The organism is Roseivivax halotolerans (assembly GCF_900115815.1).
Lineage (GTDB): Bacteria > Pseudomonadota > Alphaproteobacteria > Rhodobacterales > Rhodobacteraceae > Roseivivax > Roseivivax halotolerans.
Genome location: NZ_FOXV01000005.1, coordinates 152020 through 173542, shown reverse-complemented (window position 1 = coordinate 173542; position 21523 = coordinate 152020). Strand labels below are relative to the sequence as shown.

Annotated in this window: 20 protein-coding genes, 1 tRNA gene and 1 pseudogene; 10 read left to right on the top strand and 12 right to left on the bottom strand. The window is 64.9% G+C overall.

Features of this window, described 5'->3' with window-relative positions; translation table 11 throughout:
- Nucleotides 1–280 precede the first annotated feature (280 nt).
- The 9 genes from BM171_RS09135 to BM171_RS09095 all read right to left on the bottom strand — a co-directional run bounded on the left by BM171_RS09135 (nt 281) and on the right by BM171_RS09095 (nt 7708).
- On the bottom strand, nt 281–1540 hold the full coding sequence (locus BM171_RS09135) for an aspartate kinase (protein ID WP_093010847.1): 1260 nt from the start codon (nt 1538–1540) through the stop codon (nt 281–283).
- Between the two features lie 97 nt (nt 1541–1637).
- A complete protein-coding gene (locus BM171_RS09130) occupies nt 1638–2093 on the bottom strand; it encodes an SgcJ/EcaC family oxidoreductase (RefSeq protein ID WP_093010845.1) in 456 nt (151 codons plus the stop codon).
- On the bottom strand, nt 2090–2737 hold the full coding sequence (locus BM171_RS09125; protein WP_093010843.1) for an SDR family oxidoreductase: 648 nt from the start codon (nt 2735–2737) through the stop codon (nt 2090–2092). Before BM171_RS09125 ends, BM171_RS09130 begins: the two co-directional genes overlap by 4 nt.
- Before the next feature lie 7 nt (nt 2738–2744).
- Nucleotides 2745–3167, bottom strand: coding sequence for a DUF1178 family protein (locus tag BM171_RS09120; RefSeq protein WP_093010841.1), 423 nt, complete (start codon nt 3165–3167; stop codon nt 2745–2747).
- Between the two features lie 116 nt (nt 3168–3283).
- Complete coding sequence (locus BM171_RS09115) at nt 3284–4492, bottom strand: 3-deoxy-D-manno-octulosonic acid transferase (RefSeq protein ID WP_093010839.1); 1209 nt, start codon at nt 4490–4492, stop codon at nt 3284–3286.
- A gap of 42 nt (nt 4493–4534) precedes the next feature.
- Entirely contained in the window at nt 4535–5671 is a 1137-nt protein-coding gene (locus BM171_RS09110; protein WP_093010837.1) for a glycosyltransferase, read from the bottom strand.
- 104 nt (nt 5672–5775) lie between these two features.
- A tRNA-Leu gene (locus BM171_RS09105) sits at nt 5776–5862 on the bottom strand.
- A 95-nt stretch (nt 5863–5957) separates the two neighbouring features.
- Nucleotides 5958–6752, bottom strand: a complete 795-nt coding sequence (locus BM171_RS09100; RefSeq protein WP_093010835.1) for a metallophosphoesterase family protein — start codon at nt 6750–6752, stop codon at nt 5958–5960.
- Nucleotides 6749–7708 carry a diacylglycerol/lipid kinase family protein gene (locus BM171_RS09095; protein ID WP_093010833.1) on the bottom strand — a complete coding sequence of 320 codons (960 nt, stop codon included), beginning with the start codon at nt 7706–7708 and terminating at the stop codon, nt 6749–6751. The genes BM171_RS09100 and BM171_RS09095 overlap by 4 nt, the downstream gene beginning before the upstream one ends.
- A 102-nt stretch (nt 7709–7810) precedes the next feature.
- Here BM171_RS09095 and lipB point away from each other — a divergent pair.
- The 6 genes and pseudogenes from lipB to BM171_RS09065 form a co-directional block, all read left to right on the top strand.
- A pseudogene (lipB, locus tag BM171_RS09090) lies at nt 7811–8473 on the top strand (lipoyl(octanoyl) transferase LipB); the annotation flags it as partial.
- Between the two features lie 84 nt (nt 8474–8557).
- Nucleotides 8558–9613 (top strand): endonuclease/exonuclease/phosphatase family protein, encoded by a 1056-nt coding sequence (locus tag BM171_RS09085; protein ID WP_093010829.1) that lies wholly within the window; start codon nt 8558–8560, stop codon nt 9611–9613.
- Nucleotides 9614–9737: 124 nt separating this feature from the next.
- Nucleotides 9738–11297, top strand: a complete 1560-nt coding sequence (locus BM171_RS09080) for an alpha-amylase family glycosyl hydrolase (RefSeq protein WP_093010827.1) — start codon at nt 9738–9740, stop codon at nt 11295–11297.
- A 188-nt stretch (nt 11298–11485) separates the two neighbouring features.
- Nucleotides 11486–13159 (top strand): cytochrome c oxidase subunit I, encoded by a 1674-nt coding sequence (gene ctaD, locus BM171_RS09075; protein ID WP_093010825.1) that lies wholly within the window; start codon nt 11486–11488, stop codon nt 13157–13159.
- Between the two features lie 109 nt (nt 13160–13268).
- Nucleotides 13269–13769: a DUF2244 domain-containing protein gene (locus tag BM171_RS09070; RefSeq protein ID WP_093010823.1), complete on the top strand. Its 501-nt coding sequence runs from the start codon at nt 13269–13271 to the stop codon at nt 13767–13769.
- Nucleotides 13769–14677 carry a hypothetical protein gene (locus tag BM171_RS09065; RefSeq protein ID WP_093010821.1) on the top strand — a complete coding sequence of 303 codons (909 nt, stop codon included), beginning with the start codon at nt 13769–13771 and terminating at the stop codon, nt 14675–14677. The genes BM171_RS09070 and BM171_RS09065 overlap by 1 nt, the downstream gene beginning before the upstream one ends.
- Here the strand turns inward: BM171_RS09065 and BM171_RS09060 are convergent.
- A complete protein-coding gene (locus BM171_RS09060) occupies nt 14674–15135 on the bottom strand; it encodes a GatB/YqeY domain-containing protein (RefSeq protein ID WP_093010819.1) in 462 nt (153 codons plus the stop codon). The two genes, BM171_RS09065 and BM171_RS09060, sit on opposite strands and share 4 nt — an antisense overlap.
- Nucleotides 15136–15313: 178 nt before the next feature.
- On the opposite strand from BM171_RS09060, the gene carA reads away from it, so the two are divergent.
- Entirely contained in the window at nt 15314–16474 is a 1161-nt protein-coding gene (gene carA, locus BM171_RS09055) for a glutamine-hydrolyzing carbamoyl-phosphate synthase small subunit (RefSeq protein ID WP_093010817.1), read from the top strand.
- Between the two features lie 86 nt (nt 16475–16560).
- Entirely contained in the window at nt 16561–18459 is a 1899-nt protein-coding gene (locus BM171_RS09050; protein WP_093010816.1) for a glycosyltransferase, read from the top strand.
- Here BM171_RS09050 and BM171_RS09045 read toward each other — a convergent pair.
- Nucleotides 18431–19075, bottom strand: a complete 645-nt coding sequence (locus BM171_RS09045; protein ID WP_093010814.1) for a GntR family transcriptional regulator — start codon at nt 19073–19075, stop codon at nt 18431–18433. The genes BM171_RS09050 and BM171_RS09045 overlap by 29 nt on opposite strands.
- Before the next feature lie 114 nt (nt 19076–19189).
- On the opposite strand from BM171_RS09045, the gene BM171_RS09040 reads away from it, so the two are divergent.
- Entirely contained in the window at nt 19190–19831 is a 642-nt protein-coding gene (locus BM171_RS09040; RefSeq protein ID WP_093010812.1) for a pyrimidine 5'-nucleotidase, read from the top strand.
- A gap of 70 nt (nt 19832–19901) precedes the next feature.
- A complete protein-coding gene (locus tag BM171_RS09035; RefSeq protein ID WP_093010810.1) occupies nt 19902–21089 on the top strand; it encodes a UbiH/UbiF family hydroxylase in 1188 nt (395 codons plus the stop codon).
- 3 nt (nt 21090–21092) lie between these two features.
- On the opposite strand, the gene BM171_RS09030 is transcribed toward BM171_RS09035, so the two are convergent.
- Nucleotides 21093–21362 (bottom strand): usg protein, encoded by a 270-nt coding sequence (locus tag BM171_RS09030; RefSeq protein ID WP_093010808.1) that lies wholly within the window; start codon nt 21360–21362, stop codon nt 21093–21095.
- Nucleotides 21363–21523 lie beyond the last annotated feature (161 nt).

Sequence of the window (21523 nt, the reverse complement as noted above, 5' to 3'; positions counted from 1 at the left end):
TGCCCCGTTCCTCGGCTTGGGAGGCGTAGAAGCCTCCGGCGACACTTTAGATCACAACCCAGCCGGGAATGGAATGACGTAGCATCCCGGCATATGCCGTTCGGGCGCCCGAACCGGACAATCCGCCTGCTAACGCGTCATACCTGCTCAGGGTTCAGTGCAAGGCGCACATGGACAGCGAAATTTCGGAGACCCCCGCGCCGACGTGCGATCCGTGTCGTTGCCGCCGGCATCAATGCGGCGCGACAGCCTTTCCCCGCCGCGAAGCGTGCAGGATCAATCAGGCGGCGCGGTCCAGCTCGAACGCGTCGTGCAGGGCCTGCACGGCAAGTTCCATGTACTTGCGCTCGACCAGCACCGAGATCTTGATCTCCGAGGTGGCGATCACCTTGATGTTGATGCCTTCCTGCGCGAGCGTCTTGAACATCTTCGCGGCGACGCCTGCATGGCTCCGCATCCCGATCCCGACGACGGAGACCTTGGCGACCTCGGTTTCCGTCTCCAGCCGGTCGAATCCCAGCTTGCCTTCCTCGCGCGCGGCCACGAGCGCCTTCTCGGCACGGGCAAGCTGATCGTTCGGGCAGGAGAAGGTCATGTCGGTCACGCCGTCCTTGTGGCCCTCATAGCCCGTCTCGGAGATGTTCTGGACGATCATGTCCACGTTGACCCCGGCTTCGGACAGCGTGCCGAAGATCGAAGCGGCGATGCCGGGTCGATCCTCGATGGTGACGAGCGTGACCTTCGCCTCCTCGCGGGAAAAGGCGACACCCGAGACGACCTTGCTTTCCATGATCAGTTCCTCCGAACAGACGAGCGTTCCAGCCTCGTCGGATTGTTCCTCGAAGCTCGACAGAACGCGCAGCTTCACATTGTAGCGCATGGCCAGCTCGACCGAACGGGTTTGCAGCACCTTCGCACCGAGAGAGGCAAGCTCCAGCATCTCCTCGAAAGCGATCCGGTCGAGCTTGCGGGCCTTCTCGCAGATTCGCGGGTCGGTCGTGTAGACGCCGTCCACGTCAGTGTAGATGTCGCAGCGTTCCGCGCCGAAGGCGGCGGCGAAAGCGACGGCGCTCGTATCAGATCCGCCGCGACCAAGGGTTGTGATGCGGCCCTCGGGGCTGATCCCCTGGAATCCCGCGATGACCGCAACGCGCATCCCCTCACCGAACTTGGCATTGATATTGTCGGTGGGGATTTCCTCGATCCGGGCCGCGCCATGCGCCGAGGTGGTGATGAGCGGCACCTGCCAGCCCTGCCAGGAGCGGGCGGGCACGTCCATTTCCTGCAAGGTCAGCGCCATAAGCCCGGCGGTGACGTTCTCCCCCGAGGAGACGACAGCGTCGTATTCGCGCGCGTCGTAGAAGGGCGAGGTCTCGTTGACGAAGCCCACGAGCTTGTTGGTCTCGCCGGACATGGCCGAGACGATGACGATGACGTCGTAGCCCTTGGATACCTCGACGCCCACGCGCTTGGCCGCCCGGCGGATACGGTCGAGCGTGGCGACGGAGGTTCCGCCGAACTTCATCACGAGAACGGGCATCACGGGGCTCCCGGTTGTCGAATCGTTCGGCGGTGTAATCGCGGGGTGTGTTCCGCGCAAGAGACCCGCGCGACGGGGCCTGACGGCAATGGCGCGGCTACCGCGTGCCGCGATAATCCGCAGGAGAGAGCCCGTTCGTGTTCACATGTGTCTCCGCGCCATCGACGAGGTCGGTGTTCTGCGCGGCAACGCCGATCCAACCCGTCTCCGTGCGTTCGAGAACGAAGCTGAAGATCGTCCGTCGCGGGTCCGCCGCGCGGCCATCGGGGGCTGTCTGGCCGGTCAGGGTGAAGCGGCACTGCACCAGGGCGTGATCCGCGCCGAGCCTCCGTGTCCGCGTCGCGCCAGGCGTCAGGCTCGTCTTTGCGAAGAAGCTCTTGAGAGCGATGTCATGCGCCTTCGAGATCGCACCGCGATCGTGCCACCAGAGACCGACGACATTCACGAAATCCGCGTCGTCCCGGAATAATGCGCCGATGGCATGACCATCGCGGCTCGCCCAAGCCTCGGCGAAGGCGCACGGGAAGTCCTCCGGAGCGGTGGGGAGGCTCAAAAAGGATGCTCCCGCCCGTCCCAGGTCTCGAACCGGCCCGTATTCTCGAGGCTCAGACCTTCGATCCGATCGACGAGACCCTTGGCGCTTTCCTCAACCGAAATCTCTGCCGTCTGCCCGCCCATATCGGTGCGGACCCAGCCCGGATGGTAGATGCCGACGGCGATGCCCTCGGGCTTCAGATCGACTGCGAGGTTGCGGCCCAGATTGACCGCCGCCGCCTTGGAGGACCGGTAGATATAGCTGCCGCCAGGCGCGCGTGTCGACGAGCCCATCTGCGACGAGATGATCGCGACCCGCCCCAGATTGGCGCGGCGCAAGAGTGGCAGGAAAGCCTGCACGGTCAAAAAGACGCCGGTCACGTTAACGGCGAAAGCCTCCGCCCACATATCGGACGGAAAGCCGTCCGCAAGATCGTGCCCCTTGTCGGGATAGAGTCCCGCATTGCAAACGAGCGTATCGAGTTCGACATCCGCCATGCGTTCCGCAAGGTCAGTGATCGAGGCGGGGTCCGAGACGTCGAGTGCGATCTCGCCGCCCGAGCCGCGCGCCGTGGCCAGAACTTCCGAGCCGCGCGATCTGAATTCACGGGTAAGCTCGGCGCCGATGCCTCGATTGGCGCCGGTTATCAGGATGCGGGACATAGGGGCCTCAATTGCTTTTTCGGGTGGGTGTGAAAGGCAACGGCGCGACTTTAACGCCTTCTTCGATGAGCTTGCGGGCTTCGTCGGCCCGCGCCTCGCCCCAGATGGGCCGCTCGGGCGCGCTGCCATCATGGATGGCGCGGGCCTCGCGTGCGAAATCGCGGCCAACATAATCGGCGGATGTCTCCACATGCGCCTTGAGGCGTGCGAGCGCTTGCTCTGCGGGGCTCTTGGGGCCGGAAAGCCTTTCTTTCGGCGAATCCCGTCCTTTCGAGACAGCCGGTGCCATGAGCGCCTTCTCGACATCGGTCGAGCCGCAGATCGCGCAGGCGACATGTCCACGCGCTTTGAGCGCATCGAAGGCTGAAGCCGATGCGAACCAGCTGTCGAAGCTATGCCCGTCGGCGCATTTCAAGGTAAAACTGATCATGGCTCTGACCGCTTAAGTGCCGAGCGAAAATAAACGTTCCAAGGATTTCATCAAGAAGCGCTCACCTCCGCGAGAGCACGGTTGGGGAGCCTTGGCAACAGCGGACGATCGGCGCGTCACTCCGGCAGGAGCGGCAGGACCAAGGCCATCAGGTCGGCAAGATCGGTCTCTGCACCGAGAGCGGCCCGCGCCCTGTCACCCGCAAGCGCCTGACTGGCCGGATCGGAGAGGTGAGCAAGTCCTTCGGCAAGATCGCTCGCGGTCTCGACCTCGATCGCCGCATTTTCGGACAGGAGCCGCGCAAATGGCCGGGCGAAATTCGCAACATCCGGCCCGTGCAGGATCGCCGCACCGAAATGCGCCGGCTCGAACGGGGTATGCCCGCCGCGATCTGTCAACGTGCCGCCGATGAAGACCCGCCCCGCCTGCGAATACCAGCGCGCCATCTCTCCGAGCGTATCGGCCAGAAGTACCTCTCGCGGCGCGTCCCCGCGGGAGCGCAACGCGTAGTCGAGCCCCGCCTCGCGCAAAAGCGCGGCAACCTCGGCAGCGCGATGCGGGTGTCTCAGGGCGAGGATCAGGCGAAGATCCGGCTCACGCGCTTTCGCCTCGAGATGCGCGGCGATGACGATCTCCTCCTCGCCCTTGTGGGTAGAGGCGGCCAGCCAGGTCGTCTCGCGCGGATAGGCGTCCGCGAATACGTGGTCCGATGTCAGATCGGCCGGCGGCGCGTAAAGTGACTTGAGTTCCGTCACCGGGCCCGCCGCCGCGCCGGGAAGCCCCAGCGACAGGAACCTTTCGCGCGAGGCGGCATCTTGTGGGATCAGGAGATCGACCCTGCCCAGAAGCCGCGCCGCCAGATCCGGCAACCGGGCCCAGTTGCGCGCGCTCTTCGCGCTAATCCGTCCGCCGAGGACGATCACCGGCCCCGGCACCGCGAAGAGCCTGTTCGGCCACAGCTCGGATTCGACCGCGACATGCGCGGCAACGCTCCAATCGCGCACGAAACGCCGCACGATCCAAGACAAATCGACCGGGGCGAGGCACGCATCGAGGCCCATCTCGCGCGCGAGAGCGACGCCGCTTTCGGAATTGCAGGTGACGACGAGCGACAGGTCGGGACGTGCCTCCGCCAGCGCCCGGATTACGGGCCGCACCGAGGACAGCTCTCCGTTAGAGGCCGCGTGCAGCCAGATCCGCGCTTTGCCATCCTTCGGACCGCCCCACCCGAGCCGCTCGCGCAGCGCCGCGCGTCCCTGCCGCGCGAAAGCGCGCGTCAGGACGACGACTGCGAAGACGGAAACAAGAATGCGGTAGAGCAGCATGACCTCCCTCCTATCCCGAGCCGCGCATCGAGGGAAAGCGCCTCAGTGGCGGAGCGTCTCGCGGATCACATCCTCGAGCCGGTGGAGGAGCGCGTCGTTGTCGAAGCGGGTTTCGGCCACTTTTCGCGCGCGGGCCGCCATAGCGCCCCGGTCGTCCGACGTCATCGCTTTCTCGATGGCGCCGGTGAACCCTCGCGCATCATGCTCATCGACGAGAAATCCCGTCTCGCCCTGATCGATGGCTTCGGGAATGCCCGCGTGGCGGGTCGAGACCGTGATGCAGCCCGAGGCCATCGCCTCCTGAATGGCGGTCGGCAGTCCTTCGGTATTGCCGTCCTTCGCGGTGACGGAATGCTGGAGGAAGAACTCCGTTTCCGACAGTTTCTGACGCACGAAATCATGGGGCTGCGCGCCGTGGAAGGTGACCTTGTCCGCGACATCGAGACCGTCCGCCGCCACGCGCGCCGCGTTGAGGAGCGGGCCATCGCCGACAAAGTCGAGCCGTGCGTCCGGCAGATCGCGCGTCGCTTCCGCAAAGGACGTGAGCGTGATGAGCGGGGCCTTTTTCTCCACGAAGCGGCCCACCGCAAGGCAGGAAAGCGGCCGCTTTTCACCCGGAACAAAGCGGCGCACGTCGACGCCCGAGGGGATCACATGCGCGTTGGGATGCGTGACGCCATGCGCCGCGAGGTTGTCGAGAAGGAACTGGCTCACCGCGACGACGCCCGAAAGGCGCGGCATCATCAGCCGGTAGGCCGCCTGCATCCGTGGCGGGCGCAGGCTCTTCGAGGCGTCCGTGCCGCGAAAATACGTGAAAATGGGGATCTCGAGCTCGTTGGCGAGAGGCGCGAGCGCCAGCGCCTGCGTACCGAACTCCGAGAGGATCAGCTCGACCTTCCCCTCGCGGAGAAATGTGGCGAGAGCCCTCTTCTGACTGCCGAAGGGCAGCCGCGTCGTCTTGTGACGCCAGCGGTTCCAGGCGCTCCAGACCGGCATCTGCAGCATGTCCCCTGCCCCGAGCGATGCGCGCCGCTCGAACACGTCCTTGCTATAGGGATTCTCGCCGTTCGACCGGCCGGCCACGACCACCGTATCGCCGCCAAAGAGATGCGCGATGTGCCGATTGATGAAGGTCTCGCCGGGAACGTGGTAGTCGCTCGTGCCGATAGCCGTCCGCATCGCGGTCTCCCTGCCGGAACAGCCGGCCAAGCTTGCGCGTAGCAAGGCAGCTTCGACCGGGCAAGAGCCCGCCCGTTCGGCGCATCCGCAATTTCGGAGATAAATGGTGCGGTCGAGAAGACTCGAACTTCCACGGGAGTTACCCCACAGCGACCTCAACGCTGCGCGTCTACCAATTCCGCCACGACCGCACTGCCTGTGACTTGGTGAGCGGGCGTATAGACGAGCGGTTTGGGGATGTGAAGGGGATTTTCGCGATTTTTTGCGGGCCTTGCCGCAGCGGCATTCACAGCTCCTGCCAGCGCCCGTTCTGCTTCTCGAAACGGTGGCTCGACAAGCGCGTGAAGCCCGTCTCGCGCGCCCCCGCACCGTAGCGGTCGAGCGCCAACCCGCTATTCTCCAATGTCATGACGTTGAAATCGTTGGGCTCGCCGCGTCCGCGCGTCGACAAGCCCGTGCCGACCTGCAACAGCAAGATGCCCTCGCTCTGGAAGACGGGCCGCGCGCGCCAGACATGCAGGTGCCCGCAGAGGACGATATCCGCGCTCATCTCGGAGAGACGGTGCAGACCGTGCGAGGCACCGCGCATGGGCTGTTTCTCGTCGGCCTCGAGCTGTTCGGGCGGGTGATGCATCATCACGATGGCCGTATGCCCCGCTTTGGCGGCTTCGCCGAGCCGCCCCTTGATCCGCGACAGGCCGCGCGGCCGAAGCCGGCCTCGCTGCCAGGCCAGTGGATCGGCCGTATTCAGCCCCACCACCGCGCAATCAGGCCCATCCCAGACCGGTTCAAGCTCAGGCGAGACATAACGCCGCCAGCGCTTCCAGGGCCTTGCGAAGCGCACGAATAGATTGTCGAGCGGGGTGTCGTGATTGCCTGGAACCGCGATCCAGGGCGCGGACAGGAGGTCAAGAAACTTTCGCGCAGCGCGGAACTGCCCAGGGCGGGCTCGCTGGGTCAGATCGCCGGAGACGCAGATGAGGTCGGGCTCGGCAAGGTCGATCGCCTCGCGCAGCGGACGCAAGAGTTCGGGGCGATCACGGCCGAAATGCAGATCGGAGATATGGACGATCCGGGTCATGCCTCGCGTTCGTCCCCGGCCTCGCTGTTCTTCGGGCCTGCGGCGGAAGGCGCTACCACATCAAGCGCATCGTTCAACATCCGGAAGCGAAACGGTCCTTCGATGCGGCGGCGCTCCCCGTCCATCGCGACCGATTGGCTCTTGCGGCTTGTCTCGATGACGATGTCGGTGCCCGTAAAGAGCTCGAAGTCCCGGTTCAGGACCATGCCTTTCGAGGCGAGCTTGAGCGCGCGCATCAAAAGCTCCCAACGGCTGGCTTCCGGGGACAGGTAAAGCGCGAAGGCCCCGTCCCGGACGGCATCGGCGCCTTCGAGACCATAATGTTCGAGTTGGAAGGCAGAGCGGCCGATGAAGGCAAGCGGCGTCTTCCGCCGTACCTCCCGCCCTCCGACGCGGACCTTCATCTGCACCGGTCGCCGAAAGGTAAGGAACGTGACGATCACCGACCAATGCGCGGCCAACCGCGAGCGGCCCCAGCGCTTGTAGGTGCCCTCGCGTTCTTTCAAGACTTGCGGATAGACCCCGAGCGAGGCGTTGTTCACGAAGACATAGCCGTTGACCTCGCCAAGCGGAAAGGGACGCGCCTCGCCCGAGGCAAGAAGCGCGACCGCTTCTTCCGGATCCTCGGGAATGCCGAGCCCGCGCGCCACGAAGTTGAACGTACCTTGCGGGATGATGCCCATGCGGTGCCCGCTGCCTGCCAGCTCCTGCGCGACGCCCGAGATCGTGCCATCGCCTCCCGCTGCGACGATGGTGCCGTATCCGGCTTTCATCGCGCGGCGGCATTCGGGGATCAGCCGGTCCCCCTTCTCGAAGGCGAATAGCTCGAACCGGTCGCCGTGTTCGGCGAAGGCGGCCTTGAGGCGGTCGGCGACGCCATCCTTGTCGTCCGCCCCGGAGGCCCGGTTCAGCAGGACCGCAATGCGGTTCGAATTGTCTGTCTTTTGCTCGCTCATGGCCGGTCCCTGCCTGGTACCGGGATAAACCGGATGACACGGTGGCGGGTTCCGTCCGCGCCGGCAAAGCGGTAGAGGAACAGCCAACCGAACACGGAGGCCGAGAAAGCGATGGTCGAGTGGCGCATCAGCGAGGGCCTGACCGGCTATGACGAGGCCGTCGAGGTCATGGAGGCGCGCGCCGAGGCAATCGCGGCGGGCGACGCCGAGGAACTCGTCTGGCTGGTGGAGCATCCGCCGCTTTATACCGCCGGCACGTCCGCCCGCACCGAGGATCTGCGCGAGCCGGATCGCTTTCCGGTCTTCACCACGAAACGCGGCGGGCAGTACACCTATCACGGGCCGGGCCAGCGCGTCGCGTACACGATGCTCGATGTCGGCCGGCGCGGCCGCGACGTGCGCCGGTTCGTGGCGGATCTCGAGGCGTGGGTGATCGCGGCTCTGGCCGAGTTCGGCCTCACCGGCCATATTCGCGATGGCCGGGTCGGGGTCTGGATCGAAAGGCCCGAGAAGCCGCTTCTGCCCGATGGCAGCACAGCCGAGGACAAGATCGCCGCCATCGGCATCCGCCTGCGCCGCTGGGTCAGCTTCCACGGCGTGTCGATCAATGTCGAACCCGAGCTTGAGCATTTCTCCGGGATCGTTCCCTGCGGCATCACCGATTACGGCGTGACCAGTTTCGTCGATCTCGGACTGCCAGTCACCATGCCGGACGTTGACGTGGCCCTGCGGAAAAGCTTCGAGGAGGTGTTCGGCCCGCTGTAATCCCCGGCGGAGATGCGCGTTCAAAACGTCACAAAGTCACGCTAAGGTTGTGGCATTTGATCCAAGAGATACAGGAACGCATTCATGGCCCAATTCAGCCTCGCCACTTTCAACCTCTACCAATACGCCGCACCCGGCACCTACTGGTATGATCGCGAAAGCGGCAATTCCAACTCCGAGGCCAAGTGGGCCCTGAAGCAGGACTTCATCCTTCGGACCCTCGCCGATCTCGATGCCGATATAGTGGGGTTCCAAGAGGTCTTCTCGAGGGAAGAGTTCCGGGCGCTCGCGACCGCAGCGGGCTATCCCAACGTCGTCTTCGGAGGCGATCCCGCCTTCGAGACGGAGGAGGACGGCACCGTCGTCTGGCAGGGGCCGGTCGTCGCGCTTGCCTCGCGGTTTCCGATCCTGAGCGCGGGCCCGCTGGCCGCCGATCCCTCGGTCGAGCCCGATGGTCTTCTTGCGCCCGACTTCGACTTCCGCCGCCAGATCATCGAAGCGGAGATCGAGGTGCCGGGTCTCGCGCAACCGCTCGTCGTCTATTGCGCGCATCTCAAATCCCAAGGGGCCTTCGTCGACAGGGATCGCGTCGCGGCCTTCGGTGGATGGTCCGAACGGTTTCGCGATCACCTCTCTCAACGCGCGCAGGCCGATGCGAGCCAGGTGATCCGCCGTGCCGGCGAGGCGATCATGCTCTATGAGGCGGCGATGAAGCGAATGGCGACGGATCGCGATCTGCCGCTCGCGGTGCTCGGAGATCTCAACGACGAGCCCGGCAGCTTCACCTTGCGTATCCTCACCCAGAACGAGGACGTGCCCTATATCGCCGGAACGCGATACCAGGCGCTCGACAACTCCGAGAAATCGAACCGCTACACCTGGCAGCTTTATTCGACCTCCGGGCTCGGCGCGCCGCAGGGTCTGGGCCTGACGCCGACGCATGTCGGCTGGATGCACGCCTCGGTCCTCGACTACGTGCTCGTCTCGAACGGGCTCAACCGCCGCAATCCGCGCGGGCCTGTCGCCGACATCACCTATGACGTCTTCAATTCCCATCACTGGGATCCCGAGAGCGACAGCAAGGAAACCTCCGACCACGCCCCGGTCCGCGCGATTTTCGAGCTGAAAAGCGAGGCGTGAGCCTGCCGAAACTTCAGGCATCAGGGCCGGGTCACTCGCCATTCGGGCCTTGCGCCTCTTGAAGTCCGCTACAGGCCGCGCAGGTTGGCCCAAGACCAGGACTTACCCGGAAAGGAGCCGACAGATGAGCGAATGGTGGAAAGACGGCGTGATCTACCAGATCTATCCGCGCTCCTTCCAGGACACGACCGGCAACGGGATCGGCGATCTCAAGGGGATCACGTCCCGGCTCGGGTATCTGGAGGATCTCGGGATCGATGCGATCTGGATCTCCCCGATCTTCCCCTCGCCGATGAAAGATGCGGGCTACGACGTCTCGGACTATACCGGGATCGACCCCACCTTCGGCACGCTCGAGGATTTCGAGGCTCTTGTCGCGGATGCCCATGCGCGCGGGATGAAGGTGCTTCTCGATTTCGTGCCGAGCCATACCTCCGACCGGCATCCGTGGTTCGAGGAGGCCCGCGCATCGAAGGACAGCCCGAAGCGTGACTGGTATGTCTGGCGCGATCCCGCGCCCGATGGCGGCCCACCGACCAACTGGATCAGCGAATTCGCGGGGCCAGCCTGGACGCTCGACGAGGCGACGGGGCAATATTACCTGCACGTTTTCCTGCGCGAGCAGCCCTCGCTCAACTGGCACAATCGCGAGCTGCGCGAGGCGATGTACGACGTGATGCGAACCTGGTTCGATCGCGGCGTCGACGGCTTCCGCGTCGATGCGGTGGAGAATATGGGCCCCGACCCCGAAGCCGGGGACAATCCGCCCAATCCCGACTGGGTCGAAAGTATGGGGCCCGCGCGCTCGCATCTCGGCACCAACACAAAGCACCAGCCGGTCATTTTCGACATCGCCCGCGAGATGCGTGCCGTGGCCGAGGAATACGATCCCCCGCGCCTTCTGGTCGGCGAGGCCTACGGCGAGATCCCGCAGGTGATGAAGTATTACGGCGACGCGCTCGACGCCTTCCAGCAGCCGTTCAACTTCCTTCTGATCGAGGCGGAGTGGGACGCAGGCAACCTCGTGGGGCTCATAACCGAATATGAGGCCGCTTTGCCCGAGGGGGCCTGGCCCAACTGGGTTCTCGGCAACCACGACCGCGCCCGGATCGCGAGCCGCGTCGGTCCCGCGCAGGCGCGCAACGCGATGATGCTCCTGTTGACGATCCGGGGCACGCCGACGATCTACCAGGGCGACGAGCTCGGGATGGAGAATGTCGCGATCCCACCCGACCGCGTGCAAGATCCGTGGGAGAAAAACGTTCCAGGTCAGGGCCTTGGCCGCGACCCCGTGCGCACGCCCATCGCCTGGGAGGACGGTCCTTTCGGCGGATTCTCGACCGTCGATCCCTGGCTACCGATGGATCTCGGCCCAGAACGCGTGGTGGCGCGGCAGATCGCGTCGGAAGGCTCGATGCTGGCCTTCACGCGCGCGCTCCTCAAGCTGCGCCGCGAGATGCCGGAGCTACGGCGCGGCACGCTCGAGGACGTGCGCGCCGAAGGCGATGTCCTGCGATACGCGCGAGTTCTCGATGGATCGCGGATCGAGGTTCTTCTCAATATCGGCACGGAGGAGGCGATGCTTCGGCCGGAAGGCGCCCTGATCCTGTCGACCTCGGGCGACTCAACTGGGGCGGAAGACCCGCTTGCCCCTGGCGAAGGGCGCATCATCCGCGCGGAGTGACACTGGGCGAGGCCGAATCTGTCCAGTCTGAATGACAGATTCGGCAACTGTCCTTGATCTGCGACAAAAATACTCCCCGTGCGACGAAAGCGGTCATTGCCGCGGGCGGGCGCTTTGCCTAAAACGCCCCTCAAAGCCGGGAGAGGTGCGTGCATCTCTCCCCCTTTCTGTCACTTGAGGAGGCTTTCATGGCAGACGCCGCCATTCACGGCCATGAGCACGAAGACAACCGGGGCTTCTTCACCCGGTGGTTCATGTCCACCAACCACAAGGATATCGGGATCCTTTACCTGATCACCGCGGCTCTCGCGGGGTTCATCTCGGTCGCCTTCACCGTTTACATGCGGATGGAGCTGATGGAGCCCGGCGTGCAGTACATGTGCCAGGAAGGCGCGCGCCTCCTGCCCGCCGCGACGGCGGAATGTACGCCGAACGGGCACCTGTGGAACGTGCTGATCACCGCGCACGGCATCCTGATGATGTTCTTCGTGGTCATTCCCGCGCTCTTCGGGGGCTTCGGCAACTACTTCATGCCGCTCCAGATCGGCGCGCCGGACATGGCGTTCCCGCGTCTGAACAACCTCTCCTACTGGCTCTACGTCGCCGGCACGACGCTGGCCGTCTGCTCGGTCTTCGCGCCGGGCGGCAATGGTCAGGCGGGCTCCGGCGTCGGCTGGGTTCTCTACCCGCCCCTGTCGGTGCGTGAGGGCGGCTGGTCGATGGACCTTGCGATCTTCGCGGTCCACGTCTCCGGTGCCTCCTCCATCCTTGGCGCGATCAACGTGATCACCACGTTCCTCAACATGCGCGCGCCGGGCATGTCGCTCTTCAAGGTGCCGCTGTTTGCATGGTCCGTGTTCGTCACCGCATGGCTGATCCTTCTGGCCCTGCCGGTTCTCGCGGGCGCGATCACCATGCTGCTGACCGACCGTAACTTCGGGACGACCTTCTTCGATCCCGCAGGCGGCGGCGATCCGGTGCTCTACCAGCACATCTTGTGGTTCTTCGGGCATCCCGAGGTCTACATCGTGATCCTGCCGGGCTTCGGCATCATCAGCCACGTCATCGCAACCTTCAGCCGCAAGCCGATCTTCGGCTACCTGCCGATGGTCTGGGCGATCATCGCGATCGGCGCGCTCGGCTTCGTCGTGTGGGCACACCACATGTACACCGTGGGCATGTCGCTGACCCAGCAGAGCTACTTCATGCTGGCGACGATGGTGATCGCGGTGCCGACGGGCGTGAAGGTGTTCAGCTGGATCGCGACGATGTGGGGCGGCTCGATCGAGTTCAAGACGCCGATGCTCTGGGCGTTCGGTTTCCTGTTCCTCTTCACGCTGGGCGGCGTGACGGGCATCGTGCTCAGCCAGGCCGCCGTGGACCGCGCCTACCATGACACCTACTACGTCGTGGCGCACTTCCACTACGTGATGTCTCTGGGTGCCGTGTTCGCCATCTTCGCGGGGATCTACTTCTACTTCCCCAAGATGACCGGCCGGATGTATCCCGAATGGGCAGGCAAGCTGCACTTTTGGACCTTCTTCATCGGCACGAACATCACGTTCTTCCCGCAGCACTTCCTGGGCCGCCAGGGCATGCCGCGCCGCTACATCGATTATCCCGAGGCCTATGCGCTCTGGAACTACGTGTCGAGCTGGGGCGCCTTCCTGTCCTTCGCCTCCTTCCTGTTCTTCTTCGGCGTGATCTTCTACTCGCTGTTCAAGGGCCGGAAAGAGACCGCGGCGAACCCGTGGAACGAATACGCGGACACGCTGGAATGGACCCTGCCCTCCCCGCCGCCCGAACACACGTTCGAGCAGCTTCCGAAGCGGGAAGACTGGGACAAGAACCCGGCGCATTGATCCGGGCCTGAGACCGAAACCGACAAAGGCCCCGCCAGATGCGCGGGGCCTTTTCCGTCAGAGGGGCGATACATCCGTCGCTTCTTTCCGCCGAACAGAGACACGCGCCATGCCCTATGCCTGGACATCGCAAGACCCCCAGCGTCCCGAGCAGGAACTGAAGCTCTGGCCGCACAACTCCCTGCCGCCGAAAGGCTTCGCCGCCTTCATCCTTGCGACCTTCGGGATGGCGACCCTGCCGCTTTACGGCCTTCTGGGCACAACTCTCCTCTGGGGGCTTCTGCCTTTCCTGCTGATCGCGCTCGCAGGGCTCTACTACGCGCTCCGGCGAAACGAAGCGGACCGGCAGATCGTGGAGATCCTCAAGATCACGCCCGAAGACATGCATCTGACCCGCGTCAATCCGAAGGGCGACGCGCTCGACTGGCACTGCAATCCCTACTGGGCGCGGGTGGCACTTCATCAGAAAGGCGGCCCCGTGCCGAACTACGTCACCCTCGCGGGCGCGGGCCGGGAGGTCGAAATCGGGGCGTTCCTGTCCGAGGACGAGCGCAAGGCGCTTTACTCGGACCTGTCGGATCGGCTCCGCCATATCGGTCCGGCCGCCTGATGGCGCAGGTTCCCGCAACGCCCAAGGCGCGGCGCTGGCAGCGTCTCTTCGAGGCGCGCGCTTTCGGTCCGGAGCGTCTTCTCGCGCAAGAGGATCTTCAGCAGTCGGAGCGCGCGGCCCTTAAGCTGCGCCTTGCGCGCGCCGATGCGCCCTCGCGCGACGCCGAGCGCGTCGTCTTCCTGATCCCCCTCGTCTCCCGCGCGCATGTGGGCGACTGGGACGCGGTCACCGCCCGGCTTACGCGCACGCTTGCCAGTTTCCAGGCACAGAGCGATCCGCGCTGGGAGGCGGTGATCTGCTGCCAGGACGCGCCGCCGCTTCCGGACGATTCCCGCATCCGTCACCTGCCGTTCGAGGATGCCGAGCCCGGCAATGACAAATGGCGCAAGCTTGACGCGCTGGCGCGGGCACTTGCCGAAGATGCCGGCCCTGCCTCCTATGCCATGAGTTTCGATGCCGATGATCTTCTGCACCCGGGTGCGGTCGGCTGGATGTTGCGCGGCCAGGGCCCCGGCTGGCTGGTAGAGACCGGCTACGTGCGCGATGTCGCGGCACGGCGCATCGCTCTTGCCCGCCCGCCAAGCCTGGCCGCGCCGCGCCAGCGGGCGTTCTGGAAGCTCTGCGGCTCCTGCGCCGCGCTACCGCATGATCCGAACCTGCCCGAGAGTGCGGCATTCCTCGGTGCGATGTGGCAGCACGAACACCGGATGTTCCCCTATCTCGCCGCGCTCGCGGGCGCGCCGCTGCAGCCGTTGCCGGAGCCTGCAGTGCTCTACGAGCTCAATCACGGTGAGAATTTCGGAGCGCGGCGCGGACGGGTGTCCTTCAAGACCCGCTTCGTGGAGCGGTTCGAGATAGAAGATCGCGCGACATTGGGCAGCGTCGCGCGGCATTTCGCAGACCTCTAGCTCGAGAGCCGCGTCTTCACGCGCGCACCGGCCGCGCCGAAATCCATCTGGCCCGAATAGCGCGATTTCAGCTCGCCCATGACCCGGCCCATGTCCCGGATGGAGCTTGCGCCGACATCTGCGACCGCCTTGTCGATGGCCTGGTCGACCTCGGCATCCGAGAGACGGCGCGGCAGGAACTCCTCGATCACCGTGATCTCGCCCTCTTCCCGCGCAGCAAGATCGAGACGTCCGCCCTCTTCATAGGTCTTCACGCTTTCGCGGCGCTGTTTGACCATTTTGGACAGGATCGACAGCACCTCCTCGTCCGAGACGCCGTCTTCGCGGCCCTCCCCACGGGCGGCGATGTCGCGGTCCTTGATGGCCGCGTTGATGAGCCGGAGCGTGGACAGCCGATCGGCATCCTTCTCCTTCATCGCCTTCTTCGTTGCTGTGTTGATGCGGGTTCGCAGGTCCATGCCTGTCCTCGTCTGAGACTGTGGTGCCAGCGCTCGACCCTACCCGCAACCTTTCCGACACGCAACATCGCGCGACGCGAGGTTAAGTAATTGAAATCGATGTATTTTCACTATTTTGGCCGCTCTTGACGCTGGGTCGGAGCCTCCTTAGGTAGGTCAGGATTTGATCGTCCCGAGGATGCTGCCCATGTCCACACCGACCGCTTGCCTCGCCCTTGCCGATGGAACGCTGTTCTTTGGACAGGGTTTCGGCGCGACGGGCGATACCGTTGCCGAGCTTTGCTTCAACACGGCGATGACCGGCTACCAGGAAATCATGACCGATCCGTCCTATGCCGGGCAGATCGTCACCTTCACCTTTCCCCATATCGGCAATGTCGGTGTGAACCCGGACGACGACGAGACGCAGGATCCGGTCGCCGCGGGCATGGTCGTCAAGTGGATGCCGACGCAAAGCTCGAACTGGCGCGCCGCGCAGGAGCTGGGCGACTGGCTCGCCGCACGCGGCAGGATCGCGATCGGCGGCGTCGATACGCGGCGACTGACACGCGCGATCCGTCAGCTTGGCGCGCCGCACGTGGCGCTCGCTCACGATCCCGACGGTAATTTCGACACCGACGCGCTGGTCGCCAAGGCGCGGGGTTTCGCGGGGCTCGAAGGCGTCGACCTTGCCAAGGACGTGACTTGCGCCCAGAGCTATCGCTGGGACGAGATGACCTGGGCCTGGCCTGACGGCTACACGCGCCAGACCGCGCCAAAGCACAAGGTCGTCGCCATCGATTATGGCGCCAAGCGCAATATCCTGCGCTGCCTCGCCTCGGCGGGTTGTGACGTGACGGTTCTGCCCGCGACGGCGACCGCAGAGGATGTGCTCGCGCTCGAGCCCGATGGTGTGTTCCTCTCGAACGGCCCCGGCGATCCGGCGGCAACGGGTGCCTATGCCGTTCCGATGATTCAGGGCGTCATGGAAAAGGAGATTCCCGTTTTCGGGATCTGCCTCGGCCACCAGATGCTGGCGCTCGCACTCGGCGCCAAGACCGTGAAAATGAACCACGGTCATCACGGCGCGAACCATCCGGTCAAGGATCACGAGACCGGCAAGGTCGAGATCACCTCGATGAACCATGGCTTCGCTGTCGACTCGCAAAGCTTGCCGACAGGTGTTCTGGAAACGCATGTCTCCCTGTTCGACGGATCGAATTGCGGCATCCGGGTCGCCGATAAGCCGATTTTCTCGGTCCAGCATCACCCCGAGGCCAGCCCCGGTCCGCAGGACAGCTTCTATCTGTTCGAGCGGTTCGCGAACTTCATGAGCGAGAAGAAGACCGCGCACGCCTGAAAACGTCTCCCGACCGGGTATCGTTAATCAGCGCTTAACCATGCGCGCGCCAAAAGGCTTTCCGAGTTATTTCGGAGGCCTTGCACATGTCCGCGCCATTACAGACCGATATCGACACAGGCAGCGCCGCGTCGCGGCGGCCGCTTTCGGCCCGCCTCCTCGAGGCAGGCGCGGTCCCGGTGCCAGACTTGGTCGAAGCGATGGGCGAGGCGCACCTTACCGCAACGCCGCTGCACCGCGTGCTGCAATCGCGGGACATGGTTGGCGCGGATATTCTAGCGCGTGCCTTGGGCGACGGGGTATCGCTTCTCGACCGCGACGAGTATCCGCCCGACCCCGAGGTCACGAACCTTCTTTTCGCCGATGAATGTCTCGCGCATGGCGTCTTGCCGTGGCGGTTGGTTGGCCAAGAGGTGCAGCTTGCGGCAGCCTCGCCCGAAGGGTTCGAGGCCGGACGCACGCTTTTGAAGGCGCAAGGGCGCGATGCGGTCATGCTTCTTGCCAGCGAAAGCGTGATCCATGCGGAGATCGGGGCGCATCACGGCGCGCAGCTTGTCGCGGAGGCCGAGAGCCTTGTCACGGCGGAAGACTCCTGCCGCGATATGGGCCGCGCGGGGCCGCTGCGAACCTTGGTTGCCTTGACGATCGCCGCGGCCGCGGCCGCAACCCTCTGGGCCGCGCCGCTGACCTTCTTCACGGCGATCCTCGCGCTCGCGACCCTGTCGCTCGTGGTAAGCCAGGCGCTGAAACTCGCGGCGATGCTGGCGAGCCGGACCCGCGCACCGGAGGATCCCGAACCTCAGGCGCCGTTGCCCCCGGTCACGATCATGGTGCCGCTGTTCCGCGAGGCCGAGATCGCCACGGCCCTTACGGAACGGATCGGGCGGCTCGATTATCCGCGCGCGCTTCTCCAGGTTCTCCTGGTGCTCGAGGATTGCGACGAGGAGACCGAGCAGGTCCTGGCCCGCACGCGCCTGCCCGGCTGGTGCCAGACGGTCGTGGTGCCCGAAGGCACGCTCAGAACGAAGCCGCGCGCGCTCAACTATGCGATGCGCTTCGCCCGAGGCGAGATCATCGGCGTTCTTGATGCAGAAGATGCGCCCGCCCCCGATCAGATCCGACGGATCGTGGCGCGCTTTCGCAATCGCGGACGGGACGTCGCCTGCCTGCAAGGCATTCTCGACTTCTACAATCCCAAGGCCAACTGGCTCTCCCGATGTTTCGCGATAGAGTATGCGAGCTGGTTCCGCTTGCAGCTGCCGGGCATTGCAAGGCTCGGCCTGCCGGTGCCGCTGGGAGGGACGACGGTCTATTTCCGCCGCGACGTGCTCGACGAGGTGGGCGGATGGGACGCGCATAATGTGACCGAGGATGCCGATCTCGGCATCCGTCTGGCGCGGCGCGGCTACCGGACCGAACTCGTGCCGACGGTGACACGCGAGGAGGCCAACAATCGCGCCCTTCCGTGGATCAAGCAGCGCTCGCGCTGGCTGAAAGGCTACGCGATGACGTGGGCGGTCCACAGCCGCCGACCTGCCGGCCTCGTGCGGGATCTCGGTATTTGGCGTGCGCTCGGCTTTCAGATCATGTTTCTTGGCGCCTTGGCGCAGTTCCTCCTGGCCCCGGCGCTCTGGTCATTCTGGCTGATCCTCGCCAATGTGCCGCACCCGGCCGAGGCCGTTCTGTCGGCCCCCGCTCTTCACGCGCTCTTCGCCACCTACGTGACCGCCGAAGCCGTCTCGATCCTGTCTGGTCTCATCGCGGTCGCGCGCTCACCGCATATCGGGCTGATGCCCTGGGTGCCGAGCCTGATCTTCTATTATCCGCTCGGCACGCTCGCCGCCTGGAAGGCGATCTGGGAGGTGGTCACGAAACCCTTCTACTGGGACAAGACCCAACACGGAAAATCTGCCCCCGACGGGCCGGGCGCAGACCTTGTAAGCAGCGACGAGGGTGTCAACGCTCTCCCGCCGCGTCGAGCTTGAGGCGCGTGACGAAGGCGACGGAGATATGGTCCCGCAAGGCCTGGTAGGCGGCCTCCTCGTCGCGGCGCCCGATAGCATCGACGATCGCCTGATGCTCGCCGAGCGCACGCTCGCCCCGCCCCTCGGCCGCAAGCGAGGTCGTCGCCATCAGCGCCATCGATCGATGCACGAGGTCGAGCTGCTGAACCAGAAAACGGTTATGCGAGGCAAGGTGGATCTGCTTGTGAAACCGCCGGTTCGCTCGGGCCAGCGCGGACGGATCGGTGAGCCGCGCGCGGTCTTCCTCGATCATGTCCGCGAGAACCTCGATCTCCTCTTCGGTCGCGTGACGTGCGGCGAGCCGGGCCGCGAGCCCCTCAAGCTCCGTGCGAACGGCATAGAGCTCGGCCATCTGGTTGTGGTCGAGCGATGCCACGATGAGCGAGCGCCCGTCGCGTGTCAGCAGCGATTGCGTCTCAAGTCGTTGCAGCGCTTCCCGAATCGGCGTGCGCGAGACGCCGAACCGTTCAGCCAGATCGCTTTCGACAAGGCGGTCGCCCGGCCGATAGGTGCCGGTATCGATCGCCTCGAGGATCAGCGAATATGCGTCCCTCTGCGGTGTGGTCTTCTCGCGCATCGCGCCTCTCTCCCTCGCCCCGATCCCGCGACGATAGGCGCGGCCCGCCCCGAGAGGCAAGCTGCCTGTCCCTAAGCCATTGCGCGCGGAAGGTTTCAGCCCTAGCTCAGGGGGATGAAACCGCAGTTTTCCCATGTCGAGACCTGGATCTTCGACCTCGACAACACGCTCTACCCGCCAAAGATGCGGCTCTTCGATCAGATCGAGGTGCGGATGACAGACTGGGTCATGCGCGAGCTTGGCGTCGAGCGCGCGGAGGCGGACCGCCTGCGCCATGCCTACTGGGCCGAATATGGCACGACGCTTGCCGGGCTCATGGAGGTGCATGGCGTTGATCCGCATGGCTACTTGCACGAGGTCCACGACATCTCCTTTGATGTGCTGACGCCGGATGCCGCGCTCGGCGCGCATGTCGCGGCGCTGCCGGGTCGGCGCATCGTCTATACCAACGGCTCGGCCCCGTATGCCGAACGGGTGCTGCAAGCGCGCGGGCTCGATGGGCTGTTCGACGCGGTCTACGGCGTCGAACATGCCGAGTTCCGGCCCAAACCCGAGCGCCGTGCCTTCGAGACGATCCTTGCCTTGGGCGAGATCGACCCGGCCCGCGCCGCGATGTTCGAGGACGATCCGCGCAACCTCGCCGCACCGCACGCGATGGGAATGCGGACGGTGCATGTCGCGCCCGAGCCCGAGCCGCAGCCGCATATCCACCATCATACCGACGATCTCACGGAGTTCCTGTCTCGCCTCGTCTGAAGGCCCGCGACAAAGCGCGGCTGGCATTCGAGGCGCGGCAAGACTAGCTCACTGATACGGAGGTTCTGCGATGGATTGCGATATTCTGATCTCGGGCGGCGGCATCGCCGGTCTTACCGCGGCTTCGGCATTCGGCCGCGCGGGGTTCTCCGTTCTCATCGTCGATCCCGCCCCTCCGGTGACGAGCCGGGATGCGGAAGGGGCCGACCTGCGCACCACGGCATTTCTGCAACCGGCGCGCGACTTTCTGGACCGCGCCGGTCTCTGGGCGCGTCTTGCGGACCACGCGACCCCGCTGCAGGTGATGCGGATCGCCGATATCAGCCAGGATCCTCCCGTCATCCGCGAGTTTGACGCGATCGATATCTCCGACGCGCCCTTCGGATGGAACCTGCCCAACTGGCTTTTGCGCCGCGAGATGTCCGCGGCCCTCGAAGAGTTGCCGAACGTCGATTATCGGCCCGGCACAGCGACGACCTCGCTCTTCACGCGCACGAGGGAAGCCCGCGTCAGTCTGTCGGATGGCAGCCAGGTGAAGACGCGGCTCGTGATCGCGGCGGACGGACGCGGCTCGCCGATGCGAGAGGCCGCCGGAATCGGCGTGCACACCATGCGGTTCGGTCAGAAAGCGCTTGCCTTCGCGGTGACCCATAAGCGTCCCCACGACAACGTCTCGACCGAGATCCATAGGGAGGGCGGCCCCTTCACGCTGGTGCCCCTGCCCGATCACGAGGGCAAACCATCGTCTGCCATTGTCTGGATGTGCGATGCGGCCGAAGCAGACCGCTTGGCGGCGCTGGACACCGACGCCTTCGAGACGGAGATGAACGTTCGCTCCGGCGGGCTATACGGAACGTTGAGCCTCGCCTCGCGCCGGCCGACATGGCCCATCGTGACACAAGCGGCGGAGCGACTGACCTCGGAGCGGCTGGCCCTCGTCGCGGAGGCCGCGCATGTGATGCCGCCGATCGGCGCGCAGGGTCTCAACATGTCTCTGAAGGATCTCAGCGCGCTTCTCGAGCTGGCCGAGGCGCGCCCGAATGAGCTTGGCGACAGCAAGATGCTGGAAAGCTATGCCCGCGCCCGCATGCCCGACATCCGTCTCAGGCTAAGCGGGATCGCCGCGCTCAATCGCGCTTCGCAGCAAGGCCTGCCGCTGTTGCAGGCTGCGCGGGCGAAGGGTCTTGGCCTTCTGCATGACGCCGCGCCGGTGCGCCGCGCCTTGATGGAGCTCGGCCTCGGAGCGCGCAGCCGCTGAAGCTCAGTGATACTTGAGCTCGCCCACGACGTTGCGCCATTCGCCGGGCGCGATCATCTTGCGATGGGCAAAGCGCACGGAATGCAGCGGCCCTTCGATCTCGTCCTGCCAGAACTCGATGAACTCGAACAACTTGGGATGATCGGGGGCAAGATCGTAGTCCTGCCAGACGAAACTGTTCAGCACATGTCGGTAGTCTGGCATCCGATAAAAGATCTCGGCGGTGGTCAGGCCGTAGCCTTTCAGCATCAATTCGGTCTCGCTCATCTCCATTTTTTTCTCCTCGATGACCTCGTAGGAAGAAATGCTTGCCGAGCTCCTCTCAAAAATCAACAAAAACAAGTTGTTAGCACAGCTGTCTGCATGCTGCCAAAAACGCTTTGCAGCGGCGTGGAGTTGCACCTTTCTCTTGGGGTCTGCTATAAGAAGGACAA

Bases quoted from the DNA above. Each gene is read 5' to 3' on its own strand.
- BM171_RS09030 (WP_093010808.1), bottom strand. From the start codon at position 21,362: ATGGAGATGAGCGAGACCGAATTGATGCTGAAAGGCTACGGCCTGACC.
- BM171_RS09100 (WP_093010835.1), bottom strand. From the start codon at position 6,752: ATGACCCGGATCGTCCATATCTCCGATCTGCATTTCGGCCGTGATCGC.
- BM171_RS09050 (WP_093010816.1), top strand. From the start codon at position 16,561: ATGTCCGCGCCATTACAGACCGATATCGACACAGGCAGCGCCGCGTCG.
- BM171_RS09085 (WP_093010829.1), top strand. From the start codon at position 8,558: ATGGCCCAATTCAGCCTCGCCACTTTCAACCTCTACCAATACGCCGCA.
- BM171_RS09060 (WP_093010819.1), bottom strand. From the start codon at position 15,135: ATGGACCTGCGAACCCGCATCAACACAGCAACGAAGAAGGCGATGAAG.
- ctaD (WP_093010825.1), top strand. From the start codon at position 11,486: ATGGCAGACGCCGCCATTCACGGCCATGAGCACGAAGACAACCGGGGC.
- BM171_RS09065 (WP_093010821.1), top strand. From the start codon at position 13,769: ATGGCGCAGGTTCCCGCAACGCCCAAGGCGCGGCGCTGGCAGCGTCTC.
- BM171_RS09120 (WP_093010841.1), bottom strand. From the start codon at position 3,167: ATGATCAGTTTTACCTTGAAATGCGCCGACGGGCATAGCTTCGACAGC.
- BM171_RS09135 (WP_093010847.1), bottom strand. From the start codon at position 1,540: ATGCCCGTTCTCGTGATGAAGTTCGGCGGAACCTCCGTCGCCACGCTC.
- BM171_RS09115 (WP_093010839.1), bottom strand. From the start codon at position 4,492: ATGCTGCTCTACCGCATTCTTGTTTCCGTCTTCGCAGTCGTCGTCCTG.
- BM171_RS09045 (WP_093010814.1), bottom strand. From the start codon at position 19,075: ATGCGCGAGAAGACCACACCGCAGAGGGACGCATATTCGCTGATCCTC.
- BM171_RS09070 (WP_093010823.1), top strand. From the start codon at position 13,269: ATGCCCTATGCCTGGACATCGCAAGACCCCCAGCGTCCCGAGCAGGAA.
- BM171_RS09095 (WP_093010833.1), bottom strand. From the start codon at position 7,708: ATGAGCGAGCAAAAGACAGACAATTCGAACCGCATTGCGGTCCTGCTG.
- BM171_RS09125 (WP_093010843.1), bottom strand. From the start codon at position 2,737: ATGTCCCGCATCCTGATAACCGGCGCCAATCGAGGCATCGGCGCCGAG.
- BM171_RS09110 (WP_093010837.1), bottom strand. From the start codon at position 5,671: ATGCGGACGGCTATCGGCACGAGCGACTACCACGTTCCCGGCGAGACC.
- BM171_RS09040 (WP_093010812.1), top strand. From the start codon at position 19,190: ATGAAACCGCAGTTTTCCCATGTCGAGACCTGGATCTTCGACCTCGAC.
- BM171_RS09035 (WP_093010810.1), top strand. From the start codon at position 19,902: ATGGATTGCGATATTCTGATCTCGGGCGGCGGCATCGCCGGTCTTACC.
- carA (WP_093010817.1), top strand. From the start codon at position 15,314: ATGCTGCCCATGTCCACACCGACCGCTTGCCTCGCCCTTGCCGATGGA.
- BM171_RS09080 (WP_093010827.1), top strand. From the start codon at position 9,738: ATGAGCGAATGGTGGAAAGACGGCGTGATCTACCAGATCTATCCGCGC.